This is a genomic window from Aminobacter sp. BE322 (genome assembly GCF_050433525.1).
GTDB lineage: Bacteria > Pseudomonadota > Alphaproteobacteria > Rhizobiales > Rhizobiaceae > Aminobacter.
On sequence record NZ_JBNPXB010000017.1, the window covers coordinates 60074 to 74482 of the forward strand.

16 protein-coding genes are annotated in these 14409 nt (G+C 65.9%); 12 read left to right on the forward strand and 4 right to left on the reverse strand.

The genetic code is table 11. From position 1 onward, the window contains the following. Positions 1-25 precede the first annotated feature (25 nt). Together J2X50_RS20300 and J2X50_RS20305 are read left to right on the forward strand one after the other, a co-directional pair. A complete protein-coding gene (locus tag J2X50_RS20300; protein WP_429097725.1) occupies positions 26-529 on the forward strand; it encodes a DUF2938 domain-containing protein in 504 nt (167 codons plus the stop codon). 94 nt (positions 530-623) lie between these two features. Beyond that, positions 624-974, forward strand: a complete 351-nt coding sequence (locus J2X50_RS20305) for an ArsC family reductase (RefSeq protein WP_429097726.1) — start codon at positions 624-626, stop codon at positions 972-974. Here J2X50_RS20305 and J2X50_RS20310 read toward each other — a convergent pair. Further along, complete coding sequence (locus J2X50_RS20310) at positions 950-1870, reverse strand: LysR substrate-binding domain-containing protein (protein ID WP_429097727.1); 921 nt, start codon at positions 1868-1870, stop codon at positions 950-952. The genes J2X50_RS20305 and J2X50_RS20310 overlap by 25 nt on opposite strands. 114 nt (positions 1871-1984) lie before the next feature. On the opposite strand from J2X50_RS20310, the gene J2X50_RS20315 reads away from it, so the two are divergent. Beyond that, positions 1985-2194 carry a hypothetical protein gene (locus tag J2X50_RS20315; RefSeq protein WP_429097728.1) on the forward strand — a complete coding sequence of 70 codons (210 nt, stop codon included), beginning with the start codon at positions 1985-1987 and terminating at the stop codon, positions 2192-2194. A 48-nt stretch (positions 2195-2242) separates the two neighbouring features. Here the strand turns inward: J2X50_RS20315 and J2X50_RS20320 are convergent, their stop codons facing one another. Further along, positions 2243-2647, reverse strand: a complete 405-nt coding sequence (locus J2X50_RS20320; RefSeq protein ID WP_429097729.1) for an MAPEG family protein — start codon at positions 2645-2647, stop codon at positions 2243-2245. A gap of 176 nt (positions 2648-2823) precedes the next feature. On the opposite strand from J2X50_RS20320, the gene sbmA reads away from it, so the two are divergent. After that, a complete protein-coding gene (gene sbmA / locus J2X50_RS20325; RefSeq protein ID WP_429097730.1) occupies positions 2824-4101 on the forward strand; it encodes a peptide antibiotic transporter SbmA in 1278 nt (425 codons plus the stop codon). Positions 4102-4714: 613 nt separating this feature from the next. On the opposite strand, the gene J2X50_RS20330 is transcribed toward sbmA, so the two are convergent. Then, positions 4715-5713: a polysaccharide deacetylase family protein gene (locus J2X50_RS20330; protein ID WP_429097731.1), complete on the reverse strand. Its 999-nt coding sequence runs from the start codon at positions 5711-5713 to the stop codon at positions 4715-4717. A 1442-nt stretch (positions 5714-7155) separates the two neighbouring features. Here J2X50_RS20330 and J2X50_RS20335 point away from each other — a divergent pair. From J2X50_RS20335 to J2X50_RS20370, 8 genes are all read left to right on the forward strand, one after another. Beyond that, positions 7156-7821 carry a tetratricopeptide repeat protein gene (locus J2X50_RS20335; protein WP_340035412.1) on the forward strand — a complete coding sequence of 222 codons (666 nt, stop codon included), beginning with the start codon at positions 7156-7158 and terminating at the stop codon, positions 7819-7821. A 10-nt stretch (positions 7822-7831) separates the two neighbouring features. Beyond that, positions 7832-9268, forward strand: coding sequence for a ribosome biogenesis GTPase Der (der, locus tag J2X50_RS20340; protein ID WP_429097732.1), 1437 nt, complete (start codon positions 7832-7834; stop codon positions 9266-9268). Between the two features lie 126 nt (positions 9269-9394). After that, a complete protein-coding gene (locus J2X50_RS20345) occupies positions 9395-10576 on the forward strand; it encodes a cell wall hydrolase (RefSeq protein WP_429097733.1) in 1182 nt (393 codons plus the stop codon). 241 nt (positions 10577-10817) lie between these two features. Further along, entirely contained in the window at positions 10818-11222 is a 405-nt protein-coding gene (locus J2X50_RS20350; protein ID WP_429097734.1) for an AtpZ/AtpI family protein, read from the forward strand. A gap of 41 nt (positions 11223-11263) precedes the next feature. Continuing rightward, positions 11264-12013: a F0F1 ATP synthase subunit A gene (locus J2X50_RS20355; protein ID WP_429097735.1), complete on the forward strand. Its 750-nt coding sequence runs from the start codon at positions 11264-11266 to the stop codon at positions 12011-12013. A 64-nt stretch (positions 12014-12077) separates the two neighbouring features. Beyond that, positions 12078-12302, forward strand: coding sequence for a F0F1 ATP synthase subunit C (locus J2X50_RS20360; RefSeq protein ID WP_340035417.1), 225 nt, complete (start codon positions 12078-12080; stop codon positions 12300-12302). Positions 12303-12365: 63 nt separating this feature from the next. Then, positions 12366-12968, forward strand: coding sequence for a F0F1 ATP synthase subunit B (locus tag J2X50_RS20365; protein ID WP_340035418.1), 603 nt, complete (start codon positions 12366-12368; stop codon positions 12966-12968). Positions 12969-12978: 10 nt separating this feature from the next. Then, complete coding sequence (locus J2X50_RS20370; RefSeq protein ID WP_340035419.1) at positions 12979-13458, forward strand: F0F1 ATP synthase subunit B; 480 nt, start codon at positions 12979-12981, stop codon at positions 13456-13458. Positions 13459-13727: 269 nt separating this feature from the next. On the opposite strand, the gene J2X50_RS20375 is transcribed toward J2X50_RS20370, so the two are convergent. Continuing rightward, a complete protein-coding gene (locus J2X50_RS20375; protein WP_429097736.1) occupies positions 13728-14378 on the reverse strand; it encodes a ribonuclease HII in 651 nt (216 codons plus the stop codon). Positions 14379-14409: the final 31 nt, after the last annotated feature.

Genomic DNA, 14409 nt, shown 5'->3' on the forward strand with positions numbered 1-14409 from the left:
GGGAACAGCAGGCAAAGGAACGAGAATGAGCGAAACGCTGCAGTTTGTGGTCCGGTCCATCCTGATCGGCGTCGGCGCCACCATGGCCATGGATGCCTGGGGCCTGTTCCTCCGCCGCGGCCTCGGCATCGCCACGCTCGACTATCGCCTGGTCGGCCGCTGGATCGGCCATTTCCGCCACGGCCGCTTCGTCCATGCCGGCATCGGCAAGGCCGCTCCGGTCGGCGGCGAGGCAGCGCTCGGCTGGGCCGCCCACTACGGCATCGGCATCGCCTTTGCCGCGGCACTGCTCGGCATCGCCGGCCCCGACTGGGCCCGCGCGCCGACGCCGCTGCCGGCGCTTGCCTTCGGCATCTTGAGCGTCGCCGCCCCGTTCTTCGTCATGCAGCCCGGCATGGGCGCCGGCATCGCCGCGTCGAAGACGCCCAGTCCGGGCCGCGCCCGCCTGCGCAGCCTCGCGACCCATGCCGTCTTCGGCCTCGGGCTCTACCTGTCGGCCGGGCTGCTCGCCGTGCTGCTGCCCGGCTGAGGCTTGCCAAAGCCGCGCTGCCGGTCAACCTAGCCGCACCAGAACCTGGCCGAGTCGGGTCCGCCCGCCCGGCCGCGCTTGCGGAGGCCCGATCTTGTCCATCGTCATGTATGGCATCAAGAACTGCGACACGATCAAGAAGGCCCGCACCTGGCTCGAAGGCCACGGCGTCGCCTACGATTTCCACGACTACAAGGCGGCGGGCATCGACGGCGACAGCCTGCGCGAATGGGTCGAGGAATTCGGCTGGGAGACCGTGCTCAACCGCGCCGGCACCACCTTCAAGAAGCTGCCCGACGCCGACAGGCAGGGCCTCGACGCCGACAAGGCGATCGCGCTGATGCTCGCCCAGCCGTCGATGATCAAGCGCCCGATGCTCGACCTCGGCGGCCGCCGCATCATAGGCTTCAAGCCCGAGGCCTACGAGGCCGCCTTTCCGGCCTGAGCCGTGGGCCGCTTGCCGAAACGCGCCATCGTCGCGTCCACCTCCTCGCGCAGCCAGCCGGAAAAGTCGCGCACCTTGCGGCCCGGCCGCTCCAGCTCGGAACTCACCAGATAGTAGCCGAGCCCGCTCGCCGCGGTGATGCCGAACGGCGCCACCAGCCGCCCGTCGGCGAGCGCGTCGGCCGACAGCAGCTGCCAGGCCAGCGCCACGCCCTGGCCGGCGATCGCCGCGTCGATGCCGAGGATCGGGTCGGTGAAGGACGGCCCCGCCGGCTGCACCGGGAACGGCGTCTCGAGCCCCGCGGCGCCGAACCAGCGCTCCCAGCTGACCATCGTGCTTTCGTCGGCGATGACCGGCAGCCCGGCCAGGTCCGCCGGCGCCTTCAGCCGCTCGGCCAGCGCCGGCGCGCATACCGGAAACACCTCCTGCGCCAAGAGCAGCTCCGCCCGCACGCCGGGCCATTTGCCGTCGCCCATGCGGATCGCCAGGTCGACGTCGGAACGGTCGAGATCGACCAGCCCGGTCGAGGCGTCGATCCTCAGCTTCAGTTCGGGAAAGCGCTGGTTGAAGCGGTTGAGCCTGGGCACCAGGAAACGCGAGGCGAAGGCCGGCGCCACCGACACCACCAGCACGTTGGAGTTCGTCTCGTCGGCCAGCGCCACGGCGCGCGCCAGTTCCTGGAACCCGCTCGTCAGCCTGGCGCAGAACTGCGCCCCGAACTGCGTCGGCACCAGCCGCGCGCCGGTCCGCGCAAACAGCGTCCGGCCCAGCTGCGCCTCGGTGCGGCCGATCTGCTGGCTCACCGCGCTCGCCGACACGCCGAGTTCCCCGGCCGCCTTGACCAGCGAGCCGCAGCGCGCCACGCTCTCCACCGCGCGAAGCCCGTTGAGATGCACGCGGTTGAGTGCCTGAGTTGAGATTTTCTAAACTCCGCTTCCGATGTTCTTGATTGAAGGGCGAGTGTTCGTAACGAATTATACCAGAGAGGATCAGGGCCTGGGAGAAGGCGAATGAAGATTTTCTCAATGTTGGCCGGTCTCGTCGCCGGCCGTGTCGAGGCGGGTGGCAGCGACAGCGAGCGCGTCCTTGCCTGGGTTCGCGACCCGCTCGCCCATCCCGACATCGAGCGCATGGACGAGCGCGAGCTCGCCGACCTGCCGTTCAACCGCGGCTTTCGCCGCTCGGTCCCGCGGGTCTCCGAGGCCTGCAGCCGCTGCTAGACAAAAAGTCAGAGCGTTTTCGCGTTTCGAAGAAAAGCGGAAACGCCGCTAGAGCAGAACCACCGCATGGCCGAGCACGGCGAGCGCGGTGACGGCAAGCGTTCCCGCGCTCAGGGTAAAGCCCACGGCGCGCTGCCAGTGCGGCGCCGTCGCGCGGATGAAATGCCAGGCGTGGATCGCCCGGCCCAGCGTGAACACGGCCCCCAGCGCATGGATCGCCACCGCCGGCGCGCCGAGCGCCGCCGCGACCACCAGCAGGATCAGCATCGCCGGCACGTTTTCGGTTGCGTTGGCGTGGCCGCGCATCACCCGGCGCAGATGCTCCACCCCGCCGTCGCCGATCATCACCTTGTGCCGACGCCTGACCACCCCCGTCGCCGCCGCCAGCCAGAGCAGGATAAAGCTGTTGAGCGCGGCATAGATTCCAGCTGCGGCAAGGGCGGTCTGGTCCATTCTTTCCTCGAAAATGCGGCCAATTGGCCACCGATAGCAGGGACGGCGCTGAAAATCGCCATGATCTGGTAGTGCTAAGCAAGAAGTGAGCGCGGCCGGGGATTCCCTTGCGCCGCGAAGTGTGACTTCATGCGGCCAACCGGCAATATCGCCGCTTCCCAAAGGAATCCGGTAACGTGTTCGTATCCTTCTTCCCGCAGCCGAAGCTGTTTTTCACCTCGGCGGCTCTCTGGAGCCTCGCAGCCGTACTGTTCTGGTTCTTCGGGGGCGAACAATTGGGTGCCGTCTTCGGCATGCCGCCTGCGCCAGCAGGTGTTCCGCCGATACTCGGGGTACAGATTTTTTGGTCGGCCCCATTCCTTTGGTTCTACATCTATTTTGGGTTCTTGGTTGCGGCCTTCTACGCCTTCTGGGCCTGGTACGCGCCGCATCCCTGGCAGAACTGGTCGATCCTGGGATCGTCGGCGATCCTCTTTTCCACTTACACGTCGGTTCAGATCTATGTCGCACTGAACACATGGCGTGGGCCGTTTTTCGACCTGTTCCAGAAGGCCATATCGACCGCTGGATCAGTAACACCAGCCGAGTTGTACGAACTTACCTGGGTCTTTGCCGGGATCGCCTTTTTCTCGGTTTCTCTGTTCGTGGTCACACGCTTCTTCGTCAGTCACTACATCTTCCGGTGGCGCACTGCGATGAACGACTACTACATGGCCAATTGGCCAAAGCTGCGTCATATCGAGGGTGCTTCCCAGCGTGTTCAGGAAGACACGATGCGTTTCTCGACGACGCTTGAGGGCTTGGGAGTTGCCTTCATCGATTCTGCGATGACGCTGATTGCTTTCTTGCCGCTGCTGGCCCAGCTATCCACGCACATCACGGCGCTGCCTATTGTTGGTCAGATACCTTATTCGCTAGTCTTTGCCGCGATCATCTGGTCGCTCTTTGGCACGATCTTGCTGATGGTATTCGGCATCAAGTTGCCGGGTCTCGAATTCAAGAACCAGCGAGTTGAAGCTGCGTATCGCAAGGAACTGGTTTATGGCGAGGATCATGCGGATCGCGCGCAACCACCAACCGTGGCCGAACTGTTCGCGAACGTCCGGCGCAACTATTTCAACCTCTATTTCCACTATGCCTATTTTAACGTCATTCGCTCGGGATATCTCCAAGCTGACGCCATTTTTTCGAGCCTCATTCTCATTCCAACTATCGCTGCAGGCAAGATAACGCTTGGAATCTGGCAGCAGATATCGACGGCCTTTGGTCAAGTCAGTTCTTCATTCCAGTATCTTGTCAGTGCTTGGCCGACCATTGTTGAGCTAATCTCGATCTACAAGCGCCTTCGCGCCTTCGAAGCGACGCTGTCCGGCGAGGCCTTGCCCGACATCGACCGGCGCTATCTCGATCGCCAGAAGATGGCCACGCAACCCGAGGACGAGCCGGTGATGTGATGGCGCGACCTCGCCGTCTCCCTCCCCCTCGTGGGGAGGGGTAGGGGCGGGGTGAACGCTAGGGCTTGCCCTTGATCGCCGGAAGATGGGCACTCAGCCCGAGGACGAGCCGGTCACGTGCTGGCGCGACCTCACCGTCTCCCTCCCCCTTGTGGGGAGGGCTGGGGTGGGGGTGAACGTCTGGGGCTTGTCCTTGATCGCCGGAAGATGGGCACTCAGCCCGAGGACGATCCGGTCACGTGATGGCGCGGCCTCACCGTCTCCCTCCCCCTTGTGGGGAGGGCTGGGGTGGGGGTGAACGTCGAGGGCTCGATCGCCGGAAGATGGGCACTCAGCCCGAGGACGAGCCGGTCACGTGCTGGCGCGACCTCGCCGTCTCCCTCCCCCTTGTGGGGAGGGCTGGGGTGGGGGTGAACGTCGAGGGCTCGATCGCCGGAAGATGGGCACTCAGCCCGAGGACGATCCGGTCACGTGATGGCGCGGCCTCACCGTCTCCCTCCCCCTTGTGGGGAGGGGTAGGGGTGGGGGTGCGATGACTCTCGCCCCGCCGAATTTCTCACCCCACCCTCGATCCCTGCCCACAAGGGGGAGGGAGGTTCATCTCGCGCCCGGCTCAGCCGTCCACCTGCAGCGGCCCGGCCACGTCGTTCCGCTTCATATAGTCGGCATAGCTGATGCATTCGACGTCGGCCTTCACGCACACCTCGCCGGCGAAGCGCTCCAGCGCGCGCCAGTAGGCGCCGCCGTTCATCAGCGTGAAATGGAAGCCGATCTGCAGCGGGATGCGGGCGCCGCCATATTGCTTGTCGAAGGCCGCACGGAACGCGTCCAGGGTACGCGTCTCGAACTGCGCGGCCTCGTCGAGCTTCTCCGTGCCGCCCGAGTGGCGCACATAGAGATTGTAGTCCATCGCGATGACGCGCTTTCCCGCCGGCCCTTCCGGAATCAGCGGCAGGGCGAAATCGGTCAGCCCCTGGTCCGGCTTCGGCGCCTCCGGCCCGCGCGACACGCTGCTGGCGTTATAGGCAAAGCCTCTCTCCTCGAGCGCGGCGTTCAACGCATTGCTCTGCGAGAGATAGGGCGCCCGGAAACCCTTGATCGATGCGACCAGTCGTGCCCAGCCGGCAGGCTCGGGCGTTATGCCGTTGATCCGGTAGGCATCCCTCGCGATGCTGGAGAAGGCATCGAACTCCTTGCCCCAGTCGGCCTTGCTCCACGCCCCGCCGTCGAAATGGCCGCAGGCGTGGCTGGCGATCTCGTGGCCTTCGGCAGCCGCGAGGTTGATCTGCGCCAGCCGGTCGACCACTTCCTGCCTCGACTGGGCGAAACCGACATTGGACCTGCCGGCCGAACGGCCCGGCGCGTGGTACTCGCCCTTGGTCTCGCGGGACAGCAGGAACACGCAGGACAGGAAGTAGGTGAAGCGCGCGCCCGTCCGCGCCGCGAGGTTGCGGCTGCGCTGCCATTGCCGCACGTCGTGCGCGCCGTCGAAGGAGATCAGCACGACCTGCTTGGCCTTCACCTCCTCGACCTTGGGGGCAGGGCCGGCGATGGCCGGCAGCGCCATCGCGGACGCGGACAACAGGACACAGACGCGGAACGCATTGGACATCTTGGACTGCACTTCATGTAAGACTGCGGCCAGCGGCCGTTAGGGCCGAAATGTGGCACGGATGCGTTCGCCGGAAAATGCATCCGTTCGGCGAAAATGCATGGGCCGGGGTGGGTGTGGAAGGGGTTTCCACGGCCAGCGAAGTTTTTTCTCGCCAGTGCCTCGCTTCTTCTGCTGGCGTTCGTCGCCTTCGGCGACCACGCCTGGGCAGGCCAATCGCCTGTGAACTTACCCCCACCCCTGACCCCTCCCCACAAGGGGGAGGGGGATTCTGTGGCACCGCCGTCACGCGCCAACCGTCGGCGATTTTGGTGGCAAGGGCGGCGAGCAGGTCCCCCTCCCCCTTGTGGGGAGGGGTTAGGGGTGGGGGTACAGGCGGTAAAAGCCCATGAGGGCATGCGATTGCGCGCTCCTCAATGGGGGAGATTGGCAGTTCCGGCGTCTCGCCCCGCTGGCTCTCAAGCAACGTCCTTGAACGGTTGTGATTGGCCGGGAGGTCGATGGCGGCCTGATCTCCCCCCTTGCGGGGGAGATGGGCGGCAGCCCAGAGGGGGGTGGGAAGGATCGCGACGTGGCCGCGCGGCACGTACAATTGTCAGTAACTCTGTCAGCAATCAGCGTGGAGAAATTCTCCCGTTTTTCCACCCCCTGGAAAACCTCCCGTATCATTGTCCTTGCGATCTTCCACGGGACCCCGGTGCGCACCGGGCAGCGGGGGGAAGCGCCGGTGCCGGGCTGGCGGGAGGTCGGTTCTCCTCGCTGGGTGATGAGCCCCCAAGCCCGGGCCTCGCGGCGGCTGGGCGGCAGAAATGCCGAGGCGACTGAGCGGGGCAAGCAGCCGGGCGGGGCGCGGACGTCGCGCCACGTTACCAGATTATCGGCAGGCTCGGCCTCGCGCCCCGCTTCCCGAACCACCTCCCTTCAACGGGAGCGTTCTTTGACAATGGCCAGGCGCGAAAGCGAGCGTGGCAATGGACAGGTGTGCGGGACAGCACCCCCCTCTGGGCTGCCGCCCATCTCCCCCACAAGGGGGGAGATCGGGCCTTCATCGACGTCCCGACCTTAAGGAGAGGCAGAAAAGGGCGAGACGCCGAAGCTGCCAATCTCCCCCCTTGCGGGGGAGATGCCCGGCAGGGCAGAGGGGGGTGGGAAGGAATGAGCGGGCGGTGGGTGTCCTCTCACAGGCGCGAGGACTGTGTCTCCCCCTCGAGGGGAGGGTCGATCCGCGCAGATCGGGGTGCGGTCGCCCGAGGCAGCGCCCGACGCCCCTGAGACGCGAAGGTGAAGCGATCTCGCATACCTCCCGCAGCGGCAGAAGCGAGGTGCGCCAACAGGCCACCGCGCCCGGCTGCCGATTTTCCGCCCCGCCCCCTTCCATGGCCGCGAAATTCCGCTAAAACGCAGGCTCACGAAGGCCCGAGGGCCGCAACCGGTTGAATGGAATGTCGGACGACAGCTTTTTCCGCGAAGTCAACGAGGAGATCCGCCAGGAACAGGCGAAGGCCCTGTGGGACCGCTATGGCCCCATCGCCATCCTTCTCGCCGTGCTGGTCGTTCTCGGCACGGGCCTTTTCGTGGCCTGGGAATATTGGGTCGACAGCCGGGCCAATCGCTCCGGTGACCAGTTCTCGCAGGCCCTGACCCTCGCCAATTCCGGCAAGGCCGACGAGGCGCTTGCGGCCTTCGAGACGCTGGAGAAGGACGGCTACGGCGCCTATCCGCTGCTGGCCCGCATGCGCGCCGCCACCGTCCAGGCCGACAAGGGCGACTTCAAGGCCGCCGTCGCCGGTTTCGACGAGGTCGCCGCCGACGGCTCCATCCCCTCGGTCATTCGCGACATGGCTCGCCTGCGCGCCGCCCTGCTGCTCGTCGACAACGGCTCCTATGCGGACGTGTCGAGCCGCGTCGAAGCGCTGACGGCCGACACCAACCCGCTGCGCCATTCGGCCCGCGAGGCGCTTGGCCTGTCTGCCTGGAAGGAGGGCAAGTTCGCCGACGCGCTCAAGCTGTTCGAGCAGATTTCCGCCGACGAGGCGGCTCCGCGAAATGCGCGCCAGCGCGCCGACATCCTAGCCGAACTGATCCGCGGTTCGGGCAACGCTTCGTGACGCGGGCCCGATGGCTTTCAAGATCGCCATAATCGGCCGGCCCAACGTCGGCAAATCCACGCTTTTCAACCGCCTGGTCGGCAAGAAGATCGCGCTCGTCGACGACACGCCCGGCGTGACCCGCGACCGTCGCGTGCACGCGGCCAAACTCTACGATCTCACCTTCGACGTCATCGACACCGCGGGCTTCGAGGACGCCGGCGCGGCCACCCTCCAGGGCCGCATGCGGGCGCAGACCGAGATCGCCATCCGGGAAGCCGACCTCATCTTCTTCATGGTCGACGCCAAGGCCGGCCTCACCCCCGACGACCGCACCTTCGTCGAGATCGTCCGCCGCTCGGGCAAGCCGACCGTGCTGGTCGCCAACAAGGCGGAAGCCCGCGGCGCCCAGGGCGGGGCGCTCGAGGCCTGGGAACTCGGCATGGGCGAGCCGGTGCAGATTTCGGCCGAGCACGGCATCGGCATGCCCGACCTGCGTGACGCCGTGGTCGAGGCGCTCGGCCACGAGCGCGTCTTCGAGGACGACGAGGAAGCGGACGAGACGCCGGCCGAGAGCGACGTGCTGATCGGCGAGGACATCGCCGATCCCGACGCCGAGGACGTCCCCGCCTATGACGAGACCAAGCCGCTGCGCATCGCCGTGGTCGGCCGTCCCAACGCCGGCAAGTCGACGCTCATCAATGCGCTGATCGGCGAGGAGCGCCTGCTCACCGGACCCGAGGCGGGCATCACCCGCGATTCGATCTCCGTCGACTGGGATTGGCGCGGCCGCGGCATCAAGCTCTTCGACACCGCCGGCATGCGCCGCAAGGCCAAGGTGCAGGAGAAGCTGGAAAAGCTTTCGGTGCAGGATGGCCTGCGCGCCATCCGCTTCGCCGAGATCGTCATCATCGTGCTCGACGCGACGATCCCGTTCGAAAAGCAGGACCTGCAGATCGCCGACCTGATCATCCGCGAGGGCAGGGCGCCGGTCATCGCCTTCAACAAGTGGGACCTCATCGAGGACCGCCAGGCGGTGCTTGCCGACCTGCGCGAGAAGACCGAGAGGCTCTTGCCGCAGGTGCGCGGTCTCCAGGCGGTGCCGCTGTCGGCCGAGACCGGTCGCGGCCTCGACAAGCTGATGGAGGCGGTCATCCGCACCCATCGCGTCTGGAACAACCGCGTCTCGACCGGCCGTCTCAACCGCTGGCTGGAGGGCATCATCGCCCACCATCCGCCGCCCGCCGTCGCCGGCCGCCGGCTCAAGGTAAAATACATCACCCAGGCCAAGACGCGCCCGCCCGGCTTCGTCGTCTCGTGCTCGCGCCCGGATGCGATGCCGCAATCCTATGTGCGCTACCTGACCAACAGCCTGCGCGAGGCCTTCGACATGCCGGGAGTGCCGATCCGCATGGCGCTGCGCGCCTCCGACAATCCCTTTGCCGGACGCGCCCGCAAGCGGAGCTGAGACCGGGCCTGCCAGAGTGTCGCAGGCCCGTTCCGCCCATGCGGCGAGGGGCGTCCGTTAACGCTCCATCAAGGTTAATGCATCATTTTTCTCTCCAGTGGGGTGTGTAGCGTCCTGGAGAGTTTCGTGCATCGACGAGTTGCGTCGCGGCGGCTTGCAGGCCGCGAGAAAAATCGTTCGTACCTGGCGCCCGCCGTCATCGGCCTGGGCATCTGGCTCGGCTTCCCGACGGTCGCCGCCTACCAGGACATGACCAGCATGGTCTCCGGCCTCGAGGGTCAGAAGGCACGCTGGGGCGCCTATGTCGAGAAATCCGTCGCGGGCGCCGTCCACGCCGCCGAAATGCCCTTCGCCGACGGCATCGTCACCGGCCCGATTTCGGGCTCGGGCGTCAATGTCGCAGGCGTCGGTGCCGTCTCGTTCCGCGGCAAGGCAATGGCGTCCGACGTGCCCGACGAGGACCGGGTCACGCGCGCCGACAAGCGCGGCCGCATCGTCGAGGTCGCGCCGGTGGCGCCGCCCAGGAATTTCACCGCCGGTTCGGTTTTCGAGCGTACCAGTTCGCTGATGCGGCCTTCGCTCGACAGCAGCCTGAAGCTCGCCTTCAAGAAGCCCCCCATCAAGGGCAAGGAGATCCAGATCGCGGCGGCGTTCCATCCCAAGGAAACCAGGAAGCCGGCGACCGCCGGCATGCCGCCGATGCTCGCGGCCCTCGTCAACAACGACAAGCCGGACATCCTGGCCACCGCCTATGCCCCGGCCGAGCCCGACTATGCCACGACCTCGCCGTTCGAGTCGCTGCTGCGCGACGATGCCGCGGCGGGCGGCCGCTTCATCCCGCCGATGGGCAAGGGCGACCACTCCTGGATCAAGAATCCCCTGCCGGCGAGCGTGTTCTCCAAGGCCGAGCAGACCTGCCTGGCCAACGCCGTCTACTTCGAGGCGCGCGGCGAAAACGTCAAGGGACAGGCGGCGGTCGCCCAGGTCGTGCTCAACCGCGTCCGCAACCCCGCCTATCCGGAGACGATCTGCAAGGTGGTCTACCAGAACCAGGACCTGCGCAACCGCTGCCAGTTCTCGTTCGCCTGCGACGGCATCAAGGACCGTGTGACCGACCGCGCCAGCTACCGGACGGCCGAGCAGGTCGCGATGGCCGTCACCGCCGGAAAGATCTTCATCCCCGAGGTCGGATCCGCCACCCACTACTATGCCAACTATGTGAGCCCCGACTGGGCGCGGTCGATGAAGAAGATGACCAGGATCGGCCTGCATATCTTCTATCGCACCTTCGGTGGCGGCTGGAGCTGAGCCGGACTTCAAGGTGCGAAGAACGCGCCCGCCACTCCGCGATTGAGCGCGGATTCGGCGGTTGATCGTCCAGTCGATGCTCGGGCAGGATGTCGCACTCTACCAACTAATTGATTTTATAGAATAAAATACTTCGTATGATGGGCCTTTGCCTACCTTGACGGGCAGGGGGGCTCTAACTATGTTGCCGGCGACTTTGAAGCGGACGAACGGTGACGCTCGGACCGGACGGGAGTTTGCAATGGCCAAGCCAGTCGGGCCAGGCGAATCCGGAAATTCCCGGCCTGAGAATCGAGACGAGACCGGCCGCCGCGACGACGAACTCGAACGCCGCCGGCGTGAACTTGAAGCCTCTCTTGCCTCACGGCGGCCGGCAAGCCGCGAGGAAGAGAAGGAAGCAGGGTCGAAGGCCGGCTATGGCCAGGCACTCAAGCTGTCCAGCGAATTCATCGCCGGGATCGCGGTGGGGATCGGCCTGGGTTGGATCACCGATCGGTTTGCGGGCACGTCGCCCTGGGGCCTGATCGTGTTCCTGCTGCTCGGTTTCGGAGCCGGTGTGCTGAATGTCTTGCGCTCGGCCGGGATGATCGCAGATGCCAGTTCCAGGGCGCCCGAGAAGCGACCGGACGGCACGGAAAAGAAGTAGACGGCGCCCAAGCGGCGCGATTTAGGCGAAGGGGGGCCGAAGTGGCCACAGATCCTATCCATCAGTTTCAGATCTCGAAATTGATTCCGATCGAGGTTGGTGGTCTCGACTTCTCCTTCACCAACTCGGCCGCCTTCATGGTCGCGACCGTCGCCGCCGCCGGCGCCTTCCTGTTCCTGACGACGTCGAGCCGCAGCATGGTGCCGACCCGTTCGCAGTCGATCGCCGAAATGTCCTACGAGTTCATCGCCTCGATGCTGAGGGATGCGGCGGGAACGGGCGGAATGCGGTTCTTCCCGCTTGTGTTCTCGCTGTTCATGTTCGTGCTGGTCGCGAACCTGCTCGGCTTGTTCCCTTATTTCTTCACCGTCACCAGCCACATCATCGTCACCTTCGCCCTGGCGCTTCTGGTGATCGGGACCGTGATCGTCTACGGTTTCGCCAAGCACGGCTTCGGCTTCCTCAAGCTTTTCGTGCCGAGCGGCATCCCGGGGATCCTGGTGCCGCTGGTGGTCATCATCGAGGTGATCTCGTTCCTCTCGCGCCCGGTCAGCCTCTCGGTCCGTCTGTTCGCCAACATGCTGGCCGGACACATCACGGTGAAGGTCTTCGCCGGTTTCGTGACCTCGCTCAGCGCGCTCGGCGCGTTCGGCATCGCCGGTTCGGTGCTGCCGCTGATGATGACGGTCGCCATCACTGCCCTGGAAGTGCTGGTCGCGTTCCTGCAAGCCTATGTGTTTGCGGTGCTGACCTGCATGTACCTCAACGACGCGGTCCATCCCGGACACTGAGCAGAATCGGCGGGTGTTCCGCCGCGCGTAAGAAAATCCAACAGTTCCACCAAGGAGTTTGAAAATGGAAGCAGAAGCAGCAAAGTACCTCGGCGCCGGTCTGGCTACGTTCGGCATGGCCGGCACGGCCCTCGGCCTCGGCAACATCTTCGGCAGCTACCTCTCGGGCGCCCTGCGCAACCCGTCGGCTGCTGACGGCCAGTTCGGCCGCCTGGTGTTCGGCTTCGCCGTGACGGAAGCTCTGGGCATCTTCTCGCTGCTCATCGCCCTCCTGCTGCTCTTCGCGTAAGAGCCAGGCTGACGATTGTGCCGGCCGCCCAAGGCGGCCGGTCGGGTTGGACAGGGGAAAGAGATGTTTGTGACACCGGGTTACGCCGAGGAAGTAGCGCCTGCGGCGGGAGAAGCTCAAACCCAAGCCGGTGCAGAAGCGCACGGTACGGCCACGACCACCGAACAGGGCGGCGAGAAGGTATTCCCGCCTTTCGATTCGACGACCTATCCGTCGCAGATCCTGTGGCTCGCGATCACTTTCGGTCTGTTCTACCTCTTCTTGAGCAAGGTCGTGCTTCCGCGCGTCGGCGGCACGCTCGAGGTTCGTCGCGATCGCATCGCCGGCGATCTCGACCAGGCCGCTCGCATGAAGTCCGAGGCGGATGCGGCCGTTGCCGCATACGAACAGGACCTCGCCACGGCCAAGGCCAAGGCGGGCGCCATCGGCCAGGAAGCGCGTGACGCTGCCAAGGCCGAGGCCGAAGCCAAGCGCAAGGAAGTCGAGGCCGGCCTCGAACAGAAGCTAGCCGCCGCCGAGGCGCGCATCGCCACGATCAAGGCCAACGCCATGAAGGAAGTGGGCTCCATCGCGGAGGACACGACCGCGGCGATCGTCGAGGCGCTGGGTGCCGGCAAGATCGACAAGGCCGCCATCGCCGCTGCCGTCAAGGCCGCGGGCAAGTAAGGAGAGGGCCATGGACGCCACATTCTGGGCCACAGTTGCTTTCTTCATCTTCGTCGCCATCGTGCTCTACCTGAAGGTGCCGGGCATGATCTCGAAGTCGCTCGACGACCGTGCGGATCGCATCCGCACTGAACTCGAGGACGCCCGCAAGCTCCGCGAAGAAGCCCAGCAGCTGCTCGCGGAGTACCAGCGCAAGCGCAAGGAAGCGGAAAAGGAAGCGGCTGAAATCGTCGAGATCGCCAAGCGCGAAGCTGGCCTTCTTGCCGAAGAGGCGCATGCCAAGACCGAGGAATACGTCGCCCGCCGCACCGCTCTCGCCGAGCTCAAGATCGGCCAGGCCGAACGCGAGGCGATCAACGAGGTCCGCGCCAATGCGGTGGATCTCGCCGTCGAGGCTTCGCGCCAGCTGCTTGCCGGCAAGGCGGACGCCAAGACGGCCGCCGAGCTGTTCAAGAGCTCGGTTCAGGAAGTGAAGGGCAAGCTCAACTGAGCGAGCCCGCCTCGAGAACAGGAAAGAGCCGCTGGATTTCCGGCGGCTTTTTTGTTTGCGGGGTAGCCTCTCCACTCGGAGCGTCGAGGCAACGGGTCGTGCGCCCTTCGGGCTCGAGCCTCAGGATGAGGATCGTGGCGGCGCCGAATTGCCGGCTCAACCAGCCTCCGCCAATGCAAGGGCTGCTGGGCTCTCTTCGCCCCAAGTTCTCAGCCTGGAGGCGCGAGCCCCAAGGACGGGCCTCGAAGGCCCCTGCCGGTCGACCGACGTCAGTCCTTGAACGGCGCAAACGAGACGCGATGGATACGGAGGGCCGCGCCATGTTCGACGATCGCGGCGCGATGGCGCGCGGTGGCGTAGCCCATGTGGATCTCGAAGCCGTAGCGGTTGTCGTTGGCGCCGCAGGCGGACATCATCCGGTCGCGGGTCACCTTGGCGACGATGGATGCGGCGGCGATCGACTGCGAGCGCTGGTCGCCCTTGATCAGGGCCCGGCAGGTGCAGGCAAGCCCGGGCGGCACGTCGCGGCCATCGGCCAGGGCGGACCTCGCCGCCATCGGCAGGCCGGCGAGCGCCCGGCGCATCGCCTCCAGGCTGGCCTTGCGTATGTCGGTGCGGTCGATGGTGTCGGCCGAGACCGAAGCGACGGCCACGCCGAGCGCTTTCTTCAGCACCTCGTCGAACAAGGCTTCGCGCTGCTGCGCGGTCAGGCGCTTGGAATCGTCCAGGCCGTCGGGGATGTTGTCGGGATCGAGCACCACGGCTGCGGCGACCACGGGTCCGGCAAGCGGACCGCGCCCGGCCTCGTCGAGGCCCGCACAAGGCCATTGGCCGGCGGCGATCGCCTTCCGTTCGAAGGAGAAATCGGGCTTTTCCACGATTTCAAAGAGAAGCGGAGAATCGGAACGCGGGCGAGCCATGGTGCGGCGATGCTCGCATCGGCTCCGATTC